Annotated in this window: 11 protein-coding genes; 7 read left to right on the top strand and 4 right to left on the bottom strand. The window is 70.2% G+C overall.

The genetic code is table 11. The features are described 5' to 3' along the window. Positions 1–73: 73 nt before the first annotated feature. Complete coding sequence (locus GA0115254_RS12715) at positions 74–970, bottom strand: GNAT family N-acetyltransferase (protein ID WP_176740093.1); 897 nt, start codon at positions 968–970, stop codon at positions 74–76. Between the two features lie 239 nt (positions 971–1,209). On the opposite strand from GA0115254_RS12715, the gene GA0115254_RS12720 reads away from it, so the two are divergent. Beyond that, positions 1,210–1,776 carry a DUF1707 and FHA domain-containing protein gene (locus GA0115254_RS12720; protein ID WP_093895380.1) on the top strand — a complete coding sequence of 189 codons (567 nt, stop codon included), beginning with the start codon at positions 1,210–1,212 and terminating at the stop codon, positions 1,774–1,776. Between the two features lie 180 nt (positions 1,777–1,956). Beyond that, positions 1,957–2,991 (top strand): cytochrome P450, encoded by a 1,035-nt coding sequence (locus GA0115254_RS12725; protein WP_093895381.1) that lies wholly within the window; start codon positions 1,957–1,959, stop codon positions 2,989–2,991. On the opposite strand, the gene treY is transcribed toward GA0115254_RS12725, so the two are convergent. Together treY and glgX are read right to left on the bottom strand one after the other, a co-directional pair. Beyond that, entirely contained in the window at positions 2,951–5,347 is a 2,397-nt protein-coding gene (gene treY / locus GA0115254_RS12730) for a malto-oligosyltrehalose synthase (protein WP_093895382.1), read from the bottom strand. The two genes, GA0115254_RS12725 and treY, sit on opposite strands and share 41 nt — an antisense overlap. Before the next feature lie 266 nt (positions 5,348–5,613). Beyond that, on the bottom strand, positions 5,614–7,779 hold the full coding sequence (glgX, locus tag GA0115254_RS12735) for a glycogen debranching protein GlgX (protein WP_093895383.1): 2,166 nt from the start codon (positions 7,777–7,779) through the stop codon (positions 5,614–5,616). Positions 7,780–8,135: 356 nt separating this feature from the next. Between glgX and GA0115254_RS12740 the strand changes: the two genes are divergently transcribed. After that, the gene (locus GA0115254_RS12740) at positions 8,136–9,368 is read left to right on the top strand and encodes an SAV2148 family HEPN domain-containing protein (RefSeq protein ID WP_093895384.1); all 1,233 of its coding nucleotides are present in this window, start codon (positions 8,136–8,138) and stop codon (positions 9,366–9,368) included. Between the two features lie 91 nt (positions 9,369–9,459). After that, positions 9,460–10,188: a 3'-5' exonuclease gene (locus GA0115254_RS12745; RefSeq protein WP_093895385.1), complete on the top strand. Its 729-nt coding sequence runs from the start codon at positions 9,460–9,462 to the stop codon at positions 10,186–10,188. Positions 10,189–10,297: 109 nt separating this feature from the next. Here the strand turns inward: GA0115254_RS12745 and GA0115254_RS12750 are convergent, their stop codons facing one another. Then, positions 10,298–11,164 carry a phosphotransferase enzyme family protein gene (locus tag GA0115254_RS12750; protein WP_093895412.1) on the bottom strand — a complete coding sequence of 289 codons (867 nt, stop codon included), beginning with the start codon at positions 11,162–11,164 and terminating at the stop codon, positions 10,298–10,300. 125 nt (positions 11,165–11,289) lie between these two features. Here GA0115254_RS12750 and GA0115254_RS12755 point away from each other — a divergent pair, with 125 nt between their 5' ends. Genes GA0115254_RS12755 through GA0115254_RS12765 form a run of 3 tightly spaced genes read left to right on the top strand, consistent with a single transcriptional unit; the run spans position 11,290 to position 14,374 of the window. Next, entirely contained in the window at positions 11,290–12,240 is a 951-nt protein-coding gene (locus GA0115254_RS12755) for a carbohydrate ABC transporter permease (protein WP_093895413.1), read from the top strand. Continuing rightward, positions 12,237–13,076 carry a carbohydrate ABC transporter permease gene (locus GA0115254_RS12760; protein ID WP_093895386.1) on the top strand — a complete coding sequence of 280 codons (840 nt, stop codon included), beginning with the start codon at positions 12,237–12,239 and terminating at the stop codon, positions 13,074–13,076. Before GA0115254_RS12755 ends, GA0115254_RS12760 begins: the two co-directional genes overlap by 4 nt. Then, on the top strand, positions 13,076–14,374 hold the full coding sequence (locus GA0115254_RS12765; protein ID WP_093895387.1) for an ABC transporter substrate-binding protein: 1,299 nt from the start codon (positions 13,076–13,078) through the stop codon (positions 14,372–14,374). Before GA0115254_RS12760 ends, GA0115254_RS12765 begins: the two co-directional genes overlap by 1 nt. The last annotated feature ends 6 nt before the right edge of the window (positions 14,375–14,380 follow it).

The raw sequence follows: 14,380 nt of genomic DNA on the forward strand, positions 1-14,380 counted from the left end.
TGTTCTCGCCTCCTTCCTCGGTTCTCGGGCGTGTGATCACTGTATCCGGCAGTCCGGCGGACCGTCCACGGGATTAATCCCAGACCATGTCGAAGGAGCACCCGAAGTTCACATACCCGAGGCGCTCGAAGGACTTGGCCATCGGGACGTTGCCGAGGTCGGTCGAGGCCCGGATCCGTTCCACGCCGTCCTGCGCGGCCAGCACCCTGGTCCCCTCGGCGAGGAGGTCGTCGATGTACCCGTGACCGCGCTGGGCGGGCAGCACACCGATGTAGGCGATGACCGGGTTGTAGTTGTTCCGTGCCGGTATCACGAACCCGACCGGTTCACCGCCCGGTAGTTCGGCGATGCGCCACCACTCCCGCGGTGTCGTGTACGTCGCAAGCTCCTCGTCGTAGTGCTTCTCGGCGGCCTCGCGGGCGGTGAGTCCGGATGCCAGGTCGGCCCGGCCGTGGGCGTCGAGGGTGCCCTCCATCACCGCTGTCATCGGCGCGAGGAGATCCTCCCGCCCGTCGACCGGGCGGAACCGCAGCCGGCCGCTGTCGGCGGGGACCGGCGTACCGGCGCGCCACTCCAGGCGCAGCCGCTCGACCAGCATCCGCGCGCCGGAGCGCTCCATGACCCGTATCCGGGCCTCGACGACATCACGGGCCGCAGGGTCCTTGCGCCAGCCGGCCGGTACAAAGCGTCCGTACTCGGGCCGTGGGGCACCGGCGGGCACGACCGCTGCCGTCGCCGCCTCCAGCAGCCGCAGGCCCGCCTCGCCGCGTTCAGGCTCGGGCAGGGTGTCGTCGAGGTCGAAGAAGTCGAGGAACAGCGGTACGTCACCGTCCCGGCTCCACCAGGCGATCCGCGCGACCACGTGTTCGCCGCGCAGCGCCACCCACATCCACTCGGGACGGCGACGCCCGCTCTCCAGGTCCTCGGCGAGCTCGTGATCGAGTACGTACGACAGCCGGTTGAAGAGCATGAGCTCCTGCGGACCGGCGAGCGGACGGATGGTCAATTCCTGTGGTGCACGGGTCACAAAGTCTCCTTGAGGCGCGCAGAAGGCTTCCGGCGATCGACCGGTGGCCGGCGGCGGGAGAGAGTAGCAGCGTCTTCCCGGCACTGCTCAGAATTCCGGAGCAGGTGTTCCGTGCAGGTCAGGAGGGCGGAATGCGGGGTTGTTCTGGACACTCCGGGGCGGTCGGCCCGACAATTGGCTGCGTGACGTCCCCCTTCGAGTTCCACACGTATCCCGCGCGGCTGTCCGACGCCCAGCGCGACCGTGTTCTCGGCGTGCTCAGAGACGGCGCGGCACAGGGCAAGCTGTCCCACGACACCTTCATGCGGCGCATGGAACTGGCCCTCACCGCCCGGCGCTCGGAGGAGCTGGAGGCGCTCACCGCCGACCTGGAGAGCGAAGGCCGCTGGTCGCGGCGGATACTCCGGGCAGTGAGCGGAGTGTCCGGCTTTCCCGGCCGGGTGCGCCGGGTCTGGCAGACCGAACGCCTCCCGAAACTCCTGCTCCCCACTCCCAGCCCGTACCCCCTGCTGATCGGCCGCGATCCGGGCAACGGGCTGCGGCTCAACCACGAGACCGTCTCCCGGCTCCATGCGGAACTCACCGTGCAGGGCGGCAGCTGGCTGCTGCGCGACCTCGGTTCGACCAACGGCACCTGTGTCAACGGACAGCGGGTCACGGGTACGGTCCCGGTCCGCGACGGGGACCAGGTGAGCTTCGGACGGATGAGCTTCCGGCTCTCCGCGCCCGTCCTCGGGCCCCCTGCCTGAGCCGGACGCAGGCCCGGCGAGGCAGCAGCAGGACCGCTGAGTCCACGGACCGATACCCGGCCCGACCGGGTACACCGTCGTCACCCGGACGGCCGTACACCGACTGCGCAACGCCCCCGCCGGTGATCAACTGGTGCGGAACCGCGCCGCACACCGGCGCCCTACGCCCCGGGGGTACCGATGCAGGCCGACGCGCCCGAGGGCATACCCGCACCGGATCCCGGCCGCCGGGCCGGCCGGACGGCGCGCGGATCCCGCCCCGGCACCGGCCCCAGCCTCCTCGCACCCGGCGCCACACACGACCCGTACCGGCTCTACCGCATTCTGCGCGAGGAATACCCACTCAGCTACGACGCGCCCCTGGGCGCCTGGCTGGTCAGCCGGTACGCGGATGTGACCGCGGCCCTCAGCGACCCCCGGTTCACCGGGTTCCCGCACGACAGTGCGCCCCCCGACGGCCCCGCACCCCTCGGACTCTGCCACGGCAGCACCCTGTGCACGCCCCGCAGGCAGCGCAGGGCCGCGACCGGTTCGGTACCACGTCACCTGGCCGAGCGGATCGAGCGCACCGCCTACGTGCTGGCGCACCGCATCGCAGGCCGCCAACAGGCCGACCTCGTCGCGGAGTTCTGCCGCTGGCTGCCCGCCGGTTCCGCGGCCGACGCGCCCGCCCGTCCGTACACGACCCGGCCGTCCCGCACCGGACCGGGTAGCACCGCCACCACACCCTGCACCCGGCACACCGGCCTCCGCGAGAGCGCGCTCGCCTCCTTCCTCGCCAACCTGCTCGACGGCCCCGACCTCCTGGCCGCGCTGCGCATCGAACCCGCCCTGGCCGTCCTTGCCTGGACGGAGTCGCTGCGCCGTGACCCGCCCGTCCAGGTCGTGCTGCGCCGCACCGTCACCGAGGTCACCCTCAGCGGCGGCACGCTGCCCGCCGGGGCGTCCGTCGCCTGTCTGATCGGCTCGGCGGGCCGCGATCCGGAACGGTTCTGTGCACCCGACCTCTTCGATCCCTTCCGCCGCGACCAGGGCCGGTCCCTCACCGGACCGGCGGGCTGCCCGGCCGTCGTGCTCGGCCGGCTGGAGGCCCAGCAGGGCCTGCGGGCCCTGCTCGACGCGATGCCAGGGCTCCGCTGGGCGGACGGATTCCGCCCGGCCGGAACGGGGGTGCTCACCCGCGGTCCGCGGGCCCTTCTCGTCCGACCCGGCTGAGCAGCGCCACCGGACGTTCCGCGAAGAGCTCGACGAGCGCGACCGTGGCCCCGGTGAACTTCCGGCCGGGCGCCAGCAGATCGGTCCACGGCCCGTCGTCCGGCAGCGTCAGCTCCGTCCCGCGCCAGCCGCCCGACTCCGCCAGCCGCAAGGACAGCCTGGTCACCGCGGTGACCACCTCGCCCGAACGGCAGAAGGCCAGACAGTGCGCGGCCGCCGGGCCATGGGCGCTCAGCGGGGCGTACGTACCCGACTCGCCGAACACCTCAGGCCGTTCGCGCCGCAGTCGCAGCGCCGCCGCGGTGAGCTCCCCCTTCTCACTGAAGCCCCCGTCCTCGGACGGGTGGCAGAACGGCCGCCGGTTGTCCGGGTCGACCAGCGCCAGGTACTCCCGTTCCGTGCCCTGATACAGATCAGGCACACCCGGCATCGTCAGCTGCACCAGCGCCGCGCCGAGCACATTGGCCCGTACGTACGGGTCGAGTCTGCCCGCGAAGCGCTCCAGCGCCTCGCGCACCGGACCGTTGTCCGCGGCCGGTCCCGCCGCGACGAAGTCCGTCATCGCCCGCTCGTACGCCGGATCGGGCTCGGTCCAGCTGGTGAAAAGACCCGACTCGCGGACCGCCTTCAGCAGTGCGGGCTCCAACCGGCCCGCCATCTCCCGGACCGGCAGCTTCACGCAGCCGAAGGCTGTCTGCCAGGCCTGCCAGGCGAGCTGCGCGTCGGGAGCGGTCGCGGGAGTCACCCGTCCCAGCTCCACCAGCAGCCAGGACCACTGCTCCGGGCACTGGGTCAGCACCGCGATCCGGGCCCGAACATCGGCGCTCCGCTTGGTGTCGTGCGTGGTCAGCGCTGTGCCGGTAGCCGGCCAGTCGCGCGCCAGCCGGGCACAGAACGCATGGAACTCCTCCGGCGTCACCGCAGGCCGCCCGGGATCGCTGCCCACCTCGTTCGCCGAGATCAGCGGTACGTACCGGTAGAACGCCGTGTCCTCGACCGACTTGGCGCGCGACGCCGACGCGGTCTGGGCGAACCGGGCACAGAACGCCGCCCGGTCGGGCCCCTCACCCAGCCGCCCCATTGCCAGATCCCGCACGACCTCGACGGCCGAAGCCTCCTCCGGAACGGAGAACACCGCCTCCGCATCCCGTACGGCCGCATCCGAGAGCATCGCCTCAGCCGTCCTTGTGCGGGGGCCGCCGGGTTTCACATACGGGCGGTAGACGGGTACGCGCACAAGAAGCTCACACACGGCGGTGTGCAGCGTCCACGGTGCGTGGTCGCGCAGCGCGGGGTCCTCGGCACAGATACGTACGGCGAGCCGGGTCAGCAGCCCGGTCTCGGCGGCCAGCTCGTGCGTCACCACCCGGTACGCGGCCCGGCGGACGGTCGACGTCCAGTCACCCCCGCGGTCCCCGGCGGGCCCCGCGTACTCCCGGTAGCGGCCGAGCAGCTCCGCGGCGCCCATCGGATCGACGAAGAGGCCGTCGATCCGGTGCAACGCGTCGTACCCGGTCGTCCCCGCGACGGCCCAGCCCGCGGGCAGCGGCTCGGTACGGCCGAGGATCTTCTCCACCACCGTCCACCGCCCGTCGGTCGCCGCCGAGAGCCGCTCCAAGTAGGCCTCAGGATCGGCGAGCCCGTCGGGGTGGTCGACGCGCAGCCCGTCGACGACCCCGTCCCGGACCAGTTCGAGGATCTTGCCGTGGGTGGCGGCGAAGACCTCGGGGTCCTGCACCCGCACCCCGATGAGGTCGGAGATGGTGAAGAACCGCCGGTAGTTCAGCTCGGTACGGGCCAGCCGCCACCAGCCGAGCCGGTAGTGCTGGGCATCCAGCAGCTCGGGCAGCGGCAGACGGGCGGTGCCGGTCCGGAGCGGGAACTCCTGCTCGCCGTAGCGCAGTACCTCCCCGTCGACCCGGAGTCTGCCGATCTCGTCGCCGATCCGTCCGGCCAGCACCGGCAGCAGCACCTTGCCGCCGCCCGCCGCCCAGTCGATGTCGAACCAGCGGGCGTACGGGGACTCGAAGCCCTCGCGCAGCACCTCCCGCAGCGCATGGTTGTGGCGGGGAACCGCGGCCATGTGGTTCGGCACGATGTCCACGACCAGCCCGAGACCGTGCTCATGCGCCGTGCGGGCCAGCTCCCGCAGCCCCTCCTCACCACCGAGTTCGGCGCGCACCCGGCTGTGATCGACCACGTCGTAGCCGTGTCTGGAGCCGGGCACGGCTTCCAGGACCGGGGACAGATGCAGATGGGAGACGCCGAGCGTGGCGAGATACGGCACGGCATGTCCGGCGGCCGCGAACGGGAAGTCCGGCTGGAGCTGCAGCCGGTAGGTGGCGGTGGGCGTCATGCGCCGTTACGTACCCAGCCTGCGTGCTCCTGTGTCACCGAACGCCGCAAAGGGCTCGACCGGCGGTGTCGTCGAGTCGACGGCCGGGCCGGAGGCCCGGACCCAGGAGGGTGCTGAAGATCTCGGCCGGGCTCGCGACGCCCGGCACGCACATCTGCGGCGTTGCCGGAACGCCCTGACAGCTCCACTATGAGTGCACTCCGACGCCTTGCGGCTGCACGTACCGAACGCCGTTTCCTGATCCGGCCGAGACCTTCAGCACCCTCCTATGCGGGCCGCTGCAGCACCGCCAGGCTCCGCCCGACCAGCGTCACCCGTTCGCCCGCCGTCACCTTCGGCCCCGAGCCGGGAAGAACGCCTGCGGGGCGCGCCGTGTCGACCACCACCATCCACTGCCGGCCGTGGTTCACCGGAACGGAGAACTCCAGGGTGTCCGCGCTCGCGTTGAACATCAGCAGGAACGAGTCGTCGGAGATCCGTTCGCCGCGTGGTCCCGGCTCCGAGATCGCATGGCCGTTGAGGAAGACCGTCAGCGCCTTGGCGTGCGCGGCCTGCCAGTCCCGTTGTTTCATCTCGCCGCCCTCGGGTGTGAACCACGCGATGTCCGAGAGCTCGTCGTGTGTGCCCTCGACCGGACGGCCGTGGAAGAACCGGCGGCGCCGGAAGACGGGATGGTCGCGGCGGAGCCAGACCATTGCCCGGGTGAACTCCAGCAGACTGCTCCCGAGACCGTCCCCTTCGGCCGGATCGGTCTCGTCCACGTCGTTCTTCGCGGTCTCGGCCGGGTCGGGCCAGCGCACCCACGACAACTCGCTGTCCTGGCAGTACGCGTTGTTGTTGCCCCTCTGCGTACGCGCGAACTCGTCGCCGTGGCTCAGCATCGGCACACCCTGCGACAGCATCAGCGTGGCGATGAAATTCCGCATCTGCCGTTCGCGCAGCTCCAGGATCTCCGGCCGGTCCGTCTCGCCCTCCGCGCCGCAGTTCCAGGACCGGTTGTGACTCTCGCCGTCCCTGTTGCCCTCGCCGTTCGCCTCGTTGTGCTTGTCGTTGTACGAGACCAGGTCGTGCAGCGTGAAACCGTCGTGGCAGGTGGTGAAGTTGATCGAGGCGAGCGGCCGTCGGCCGTCGTCCTGGTACAGGTCCGACGATCCCGTCAGCCGCCCGGCGAACTCGGCGAGGGTCCTGGGCTCGCCCCGCCACAGGTCCCGAACGGTGTCCCGGTACTTGCCGTTCCACTCGGTCCACAGCGGCGGGAAGTTCCCCACCTGGTAGCCGCCCTCACCCACGTCCCACGGTTCGGCGATCAGCTTCACCTGGCTGACCACCGGGTCCTGCTGCACCAGATCGAAGAACGACGACAGCCGGTCGACCTCGTGGAACTGCCGGGCCAGGGTGGCCGCCAGATCGAACCGGAAGCCGTCCACATGCATCTCCGTGACCCAGTACCGCAAGGAGTCCATGATCAGCTGCAACACGTGCGGCGAGCGCATCAGCAGGGAGTTCCCGGTCCCCGTGGTGTCCATGTAGTACCGCTGGTCGTCCGCGAGCCGGTAGTACGAGGCATTGTCCAGGCCCCGGAAGGAGAGCGTCGGACCCAGGTGATTGCCCTCCGCGGTGTGGTTGTAGACCACGTCGAGGATCACCTCGATACCGGCCTGATGCAGCGCCCGAACGGCCTGCTTGAACTCCAGCACCTGTTCACCGCGGTCCCCCCAGGAGGCGTACGCGTTGTGCGGGGCGAAGAAACCGATGGTGTTGTAACCCCAGTAATTGGCCAGCCCCGCGTCCACCAGCCGGTGGTCCTGGGTGAACTGGTGAACCGGCATCAATTCGATCGCCGTCACGCCCAGTTCCGTCAGATGGGCGATCACCTCCGGATGGGCCAGCCCCGCGTAGGTGCCGCGCAGTTCCTCCGGCAGCCCCGGATGGAGCATCGTCAGACCCTTCACATGGGCCTCGTAGATCACCGTGCGGTGGTAGTCCGTACGGGGTCTCCGGTCGTCGCCCCAGTCGAAGTACGGGTTGACCACGACCGAGGTCATGGTGTGCGGCGCCGAGTCGAGATCGTTGCGCGCGTCGGGCCGGCCGAACGGATAGCCGTACACCGCCTCGCCCCACTGGATCTGCCCGGCGACTGCCCTGGCGTACGGGTCGAGCAGCAGTTTGGCCGAATTGCAGCGGATGCCGCGCTCCGGTTCGTACGGCCCGTGGACCCTGAATCCGTATCGCTGACCGGGCATCACCCCGGGCAAATAGGCATGGCGGACAAAGGCATCGGTCTCCCTGAGTTCCACCGCCGTCTCGGAACCGTCGTCGTGCAGCAGGCACAACTCGATTCGGTCGGCGGCCTCCGAGAAGACCGCGAAGTTGGTCCCGGCGCCGTCGTACGTGGCACCGAGGGGATACGCCTGTCCCGGCCAGACCTGCATAGGTTGACCCTTCCACTTCTGATCCGGGTGTCTGGGGCTTGCGGGCTGCTTGAGCCAGATCTTCCCCGAAAGATGTACGGCTACCTAGGACGTCGCGCGGGCCGGTCAACATCGGGCCTCTCCGTGTCGCCCGGATCCGGGATCAGGGGACCTGAGACGGTCGCAGGCCCGGTACAGGGCCCTGGACGGGGTGCTCAATCACTATGAATCCGCTCACTACGGCAGATCTTGCCACCAGGAACGTGCCTGCTTCATAGGGGAGTTGAGGAAGCAGCCTGTGCATCCGGCTGCACCGGATCCCGCTTGCGGAGTACCCTTCCTTGATCGTTGGTGGGGGAGTGGAAGGCGGTGCGCGGGTGAGCTCGGGAGGGTTCGAGCTGCCCCCAGGTGACACAGGTCACGAGGGGGACTCGACCGATGCCCCGCCCGGGGCGGTCTCACTTGCGCAGCCCATGGAGATCGGCGCGGAACTGGACTGGGGAGCGGACGCCTGGAGCGAGGTGCGCACGCGCGCCCAGCGGGCCGGGCGGGCCTATATCTGGCTGAATCTCGTGGAGCAGCGGCTGCGCGCCGTGGTCGCCGCGGTGCTCCGGCCCATCTACGAGCCGGTCCACGGCGAGGACTGGGTGGTGGCCGCCGCCGGACCCGCCGGGCAGGAGTGGGTGCAGCGCGCCGTCGCCGTACGTGAGGTCTCCCGCCGCAAGGGCTATCTGCTGGACCCGGCCGACGACAACGTTCTCAGCTTCCTCACGCTGCCGCAGCTGCGTGAGCTGATGGTCCAGCACTGGCCGTGCTTCGAGCCGTACTTCGACGAGCGGCGCGAGGTGGAGCTGGCGCTCGACGAGCTGGAGGTCGCCCGCAACGTGGTCTCCCGCAACCGCGCCCTGAACGAGGCGGTCCTCGCCCAGGCCGAGCGCGCCTCGGCCCGGCTCCTGGAGATCCTGGGCAGCGGCGCCGCGGTCCCGTCGGCCGACCGGCTCCCGGTCGACGCCGTCGAGGAGCTGGTCGGCGACCGGTACGCGGACGTGGTCTCCGTCCACTCCGACCGGGTGCGGCTCCAGCGCCAGCTGCCCGCCGAGGATCTCTTCGGGGGTTCGCGCCGGCTCGACGCGATCGGCATAGGACTCAACCTGCTCGTGCAGAACTTCTCCGGCCGCAGGCTGATCCGGCTCGCCGAGTCGGGCTGCCGGGTCCGGCTGCTCTTCATCAACCCGGCGAGCAGCGCGGTCAAGCGCCGGGAGCGGGAGCTGGGTCTCAAGAAGGGCGAGCTGAGCCGGTCGGTGGAGATGAACATCCTCCATATGCGCCGGGTCCGCTCCAAGCTCCGCGATCCGGGTGCCTTCGAGATCCATGTCTTCGACGAGACGCCGCGCTTCACGGCCTATCTGGTGGACGGCGACGGGACGGACGCGGTCGGGGTCGTCCAGCCGTATCTGCGGCGCGCACGCGGCATGGAGGCGCCCGTGCTGGTGCTGCGGGGCGGTGGGCGCGCGGTGGTCCGGGCGGGTCAGGACAACGAGCACGGGCTGTTCGAGACGTACCGCGAGGAATTCGAGTCCGTGTGGACGGACTCCCGGCCCGTCTCCTGAGGGCTGTACCCGAGGGGCTGTCCGTCCGTTGTCAGTGGTGCATGCGAGGGTGGTCATCACCTGGGGGAGAGCACCATGAAGGAGGTACGGGATGAGCTGGCACCGGGAGGCGCTGGTCGGCTTCGACCTGGAGACGACGGGCACCGAACCGCTGGAGGCCCGGATCGTGACAGCCGCGGTCGTCGGCGTCCGTGGCAGGGACGGGGAGCCGGTGCGGCAGCGCACCTGGCTGGCGGATCCGGGCATCCGGATTCCGGCACAGGCCTCGGCGATCCACGGCATCAGCAGCGAGCGGGCGGCGGCGGAGGGCCGACCGGTGCGCGAGGTGGCCGACGAGATCGCCGAGACACTCACCGGCTACTGGCGCCAGGGGGTGCCCGTCGTCGCGTACAACGCGGCTTTCGACCTGACGCTGCTCACGGCGGAATTGCGCCGGCACGGGCTGCCGTCGCTGAGCGACCGGCTCGACGGGGCCGGGATCGGGCCGGTCATCGACCCGTACACCATCGACCGGGCCGTCGACCGATACCGCAAGGGCAAGCGCACCCTCGAAGCGGTCTGTGTCGAGTACGGCGTGGTGCACGGCGGCGCCCATGACGCGGGGGCGGATGCGCTGGCCGCGGTCCGGGTGGCGTACGCGATAGCTGAGCGGCACGGCTCGGTGGCCGAGCTGACCGCCGCCGAGCTCCATGAGCGCCAGGTGGAGTGGTACGCGCAATGGGCTGCGGACTTCCAGCAGTTCCTGCGCCGCAAGGGCACGGCGGACGCGGTGATCGACGGCCACTGGCCCCTGCGGGAGCCGGCCCGGGTGACCGGCTGAGAATTCGACCCCGTCCGGTGCGCGCAACCGCGGCGGCGTCGGGGGAACACCAAGCCTGTCCGGCGCTTGAGGACGCAGCGGTCACCGGAGGGCCGCGGTCAGCCGTGTCCTAGAACGGATACCACCGCACCGCCGTGTCACCGGCGCGCAGCGACGCCACCCGGCGGCGGAACTCCGCAAGCGCCTTCGGATTGGTCGGCGCGTGCTGGGACACCCATGCGCAGCTGGCCGTCTCCCGCGCCCCGCGCAGCACCGTGCAGCCGTCCCATTCGCGGACGTCCCAGCCGTACGTGGCGGTGAAGGCGTCGTACGCCTCGGCCGCCAGGCCGTACCGGTCCCGGGACAGCGCCAGCACCACCAGGTCGTGCTCGCGCAGATCCGCGGAGAAGGTCTCCAGATCGACCAGCACCGGCCCGTTCGGACCGACATGGACATTGCGCGGGAGGGCGTCGCCATGGATCGGCCCGGGCGGCAGATGGGGGATCAGCGCGGCCGCGGCCGCCGCGAAGCCGTCGCGGCGCTCACGCAGATAGTCGGCGTCGGCCGGGTCGATCGCATCGCCCGCGAGCCGCAGCCAGCGCTCGACCCCGCCCAGCAGCTCACGGCGCGGAAGGGCGAAACCGTCCGGGGCGGGCAGCGCGTGGACCAGGGTGAGCAACCGCGCCAGATCCTGCGGCTCGGCAGGGCGCAGGGCGTCGGGCAGCCGGTGCCAGAGCGTCACCGGATGGCCCTCCACCAGCCGCACCCCGGGCTCGGCGACCCGTACGGCGGGGACACCGGAGGCGGCCAGCCACTGAGCGACGGCCACCTCGCGCTCGGCCCGGTCCCGCAGTTCCGGGTTCTGCACGGCGTCACGGCCGACCTTGACCACCAGGTCGTCCACGGCGAACACCGCGTTCTCACCCAGCGCGAGCAACTGGGCACCGCCGGACAGTCCGGCAGCGGTCAGCACCTCGCGCGCACGCATCTCGTTCATGGCTCCGATTTTCGCATCTGTGCAGGCCCGCTTGACGAACCGACGGCCCGTCAGCACGATGACGAGGGCCACCTGAGCGGCCAGAACGGTATGAAACCGATCGAATGACGCAAGGGGGCGAATTCATGACATTGGCGAGTGCAACTGTACGATCCGGAAGGCACGGTCCGCCCGGCAGCCCGCACGACAAGCAGACCCGGCCGGTCCACCGGCATGCCGGCACCTGGTTCCTGGTACTGCCCGCGCTGATCCCGATCCTGATTCTCAGTGTCGGTCCGCTCCTCTACGGCATCGCGCTGGCCTTCACCGATGCCCAGTCCGGCCGCACCCGCTCCACCCAGTGGGTCGGCGGGCTGAATTTCCAGGACCTGCTCCACGATGCCCTGTTCTGGGACTCGTTCCGGATCGGTCTGCTCTGGGCGGTCGGCGTCACCGTTCCGCAGTTCGTACTGGCGCTCGGCCTCGCCCTGCTGCTCAACCAGAATCTGCGCATGCGCTGGCTGGCGCGGGCGCTGGCGATCATTCCGTGGGCGATGCCCGAGGTGGTCGTCGGCATCATGTGGCGGCTCGTGTACAACCCGGACGCGGGCATCCTGAACGAGACGATCCGCGATCTCGGCCTCGGCGACGGCCGGGACTGGCTCACCGGGCTCGCCACCGCCCTGCCCGCCGTGGTCGTCGTGGGCGTCTGGGCCGGCATGCCCCAGACCACCGTCGCCCTCCTGGCCGGACTGCAGAACACCCCGCACGAACTCCACGAGGCGGCCGCCCTGGACGGAGCAGGTGCCTGGCGTCGCTTCCGCACGGTCACCTGGCCCGTGCTCAGACCGGTCGCGCTCTCCATCACCGCACTCAACTTCATCTGGAACTTCAACTCCTTCGCCCTGGTCTACGTACTGACCAACGGAGGACCCGGTGGCCGCACCCGGCTGCCGATGCTCTTCGCGTACGAAGAGGCCTTCCGCTACGGACAGTTCGGCTATGCCGCGGCGATGGGCTGTGTGATGGTCGCGGTGATCTCCGTGATCCTCGCGGTGTATCTCGTCGGCCGGCTCAGGGGAGGCGAGGACAGGTGAGCCTGCGTACCAGCAGATCCGCACGCGCCGGACAGTACGTGGCACTGGTCGGTTATCTCGTCTTTCTGGCGTTCCCGTTCCTGTGGCTGATCTCCACCGCCTTCAAACCGGCGCGCGAACTCGGTTCCCTGCACCCGACCTGGATTCCCGAGCATCCGACGCTGGACAACTTCCGCAAGGCATTCGACGAACAGCCGCTGCTCCAGGCCGCCGCCAATTCGCTGATCGCCGCGCTCTGCGCCGCCATTGTCGCGGTGCTCATCGCCACGCCCATGGCCTATGTCATGGCCCGCCACCGCTCCAGGCTCTCGACGGCCACCACCGGATGGGTCGTGGTCAGCCAGGCGTTCCCGTTCGTCCTGCTGATCATTCCGCTCTTCCTGGTCCTGAAGAATCTCCATCTGATCAACACCCTGTGGGGGCTGATCGCGGTGTACGTCGTCTGGGCGCTTCCCTTCGCGCTGTGGATGCTGGCGGGGTATGTACGGGCCGTGCCCGCCGAACTCGAAGAGGCCGCCTCGGTCGACGGCGCGGGCCGGCTGCGGACGCTCGTCTCGGTCACCGCCCCGCTGCTGGCACCCGGCATCGTCGCCACCGCGCTCTTCGCGTTCATCACCGCTTGGAACGAGTTCTTCTTCGCACTCGTCCTGCTCAAGACACCGGAGAAGCAGACCTTGCCGGTCGTACTGACCCACTTCATCGGGGCGGAGGGCGCGGCCGATCTCGGGCCGCTCGCCGCCGCCGCGTTCCTCGCGACCCTTCCCTCGCTGGTCATCTTCGCGGTCATCCAGCGGCGGATCACCGGCTCCCTGCTGGCCGGGGCGGTGAAGAGCTGATGCGCGCATCCGTGACGACGACGGCGGCCGCCGTGGCCACGGCACTGACCCTGCTGCTCACCGGCTGTTCGGGGACGGGCGACGGCGGAGACGGCGACGGGCGGACCGAGCTCAGCTTCCAGTCGCTGGCCTGGCAGAAGGAATCCGTCGACGCCAACAAGCAACTGGTGAAGGAGTGGAACGAAACCCACCCCGACATCCATGTCAACTACGTCCAGGGCAGCTGGGACACCGTCCACGACCAGCTGCTCACCTCCTTCGAGGGCGACGAGGCGCCGGATGTCATCCATGACGCCTCCGACGACCTCGCCGACTTCGCGTACGGCGGCTACCTCGCCGATCTGCGGACGCTGCTGCCGGACCGGCTGACCTCCGACATCCCGCAACAGAGCTGGCGGACGACCACCTTCGGCGACGGCGTCTACGGAGTGCCGTTCCTCCAGGAGCCTCGTGTCCTGATCGCCAACACCAAGATCCTCAAGGAGTCGGGGGTCCGTATCCCGACGCCCGGCAACCCGTGGAGCTGGACCGAGTTCCGGCAGATCACCAAGGAGCTGACGGGCAAGGGGAGATACGGCGTCGCCTGGCCGCTCAAGGAGCCAGTCTCCGTCACCCTCAACCTCGGCCTCTCCGCCGGCGGCCGGCTCTTCCACCCGGGCGCCGACGGCAAGGTGACCATCCGCGCGGGCGAGGGCGACCAGGTCGTCCCCGGCACCATTCACGATCAGGTCGAGATCGATCACAGCGCCGCCCGCACCACGCTCGGCATGGGCGGCTCCGACACCCTCCCCGGATTCTTCGGCGGCAAGTACGCGATGGTTCCGCTCGGCTTCTCGTACCGCCAACAGGTCGTCGAGCAGGCTCCCGAGGGCTTCGAGTGGACCGTCCTGCCCGCACCGGCCGGCAGCGCGGGCCTCGCCCAGGGGGTGAGTCCGCAGACCCTCTCCGTCTCGGAGGCCAGCCCGCACAAGAAGGAGGCCGCGCAGTTCATCGACTTCCTGCTCCGGCCGCAGAACATGGTGCGCCTGGCCAAGGGTGACTGGATGCTCCCGACCGGCATCGCGGCCCTCGCGGACCCGGCCCTGCACACCGACAAGGACGGCTGGTCGACCGGGGTCGCCGTGGCGAAGGCGCTGCGTCCGGCGCCCGCCCAGTCGGTCCGCGGCTACCCGGAATGGAAGGACAAGGTCGCCACACCGGCCCTCCAGGAGTACTACAGCGGGGCGATCGACGCGGAAGAGCTGAGGAAACGTCTGGTCGACGACGGGAACCGGGTGCTGGCGCGCTATCAGCGCTGAGGTATC

The sequence above is a fragment of the Streptomyces sp. Ncost-T10-10d genome (genome assembly GCF_900091955.1).
In the GTDB taxonomy this organism is placed as follows: domain Bacteria; phylum Actinomycetota; class Actinomycetes; order Streptomycetales; family Streptomycetaceae; genus Streptomyces.

Coding starts and splice junctions, on each gene's coding strand:
- glgX (WP_093895383.1), bottom strand. CDS start 7,779: ATGCAGGTCTGGCCGGGACAGGCGTATCCCCTCGGTGCCACGTACGAC.
- GA0115254_RS12725 (WP_093895381.1), top strand. CDS start 1,957: ATGCAGGCCGACGCGCCCGAGGGCATACCCGCACCGGATCCCGGCCGC.
- GA0115254_RS12765 (WP_093895387.1), top strand. CDS start 13,076: ATGCGCGCATCCGTGACGACGACGGCGGCCGCCGTGGCCACGGCACTG.
- treY (WP_093895382.1), bottom strand. CDS start 5,347: ATGACGCCCACCGCCACCTACCGGCTGCAGCTCCAGCCGGACTTCCCG.
- GA0115254_RS12755 (WP_093895413.1), top strand. CDS start 11,290: ATGACATTGGCGAGTGCAACTGTACGATCCGGAAGGCACGGTCCGCCC.
- GA0115254_RS12750 (WP_093895412.1), bottom strand. CDS start 11,164: ATGAACGAGATGCGTGCGCGCGAGGTGCTGACCGCTGCCGGACTGTCC.
- GA0115254_RS12715 (WP_176740093.1), bottom strand. CDS start 970: ATGCTCTTCAACCGGCTGTCGTACGTACTCGATCACGAGCTCGCCGAG.
- GA0115254_RS12745 (WP_093895385.1), top strand. CDS start 9,460: ATGAGCTGGCACCGGGAGGCGCTGGTCGGCTTCGACCTGGAGACGACG.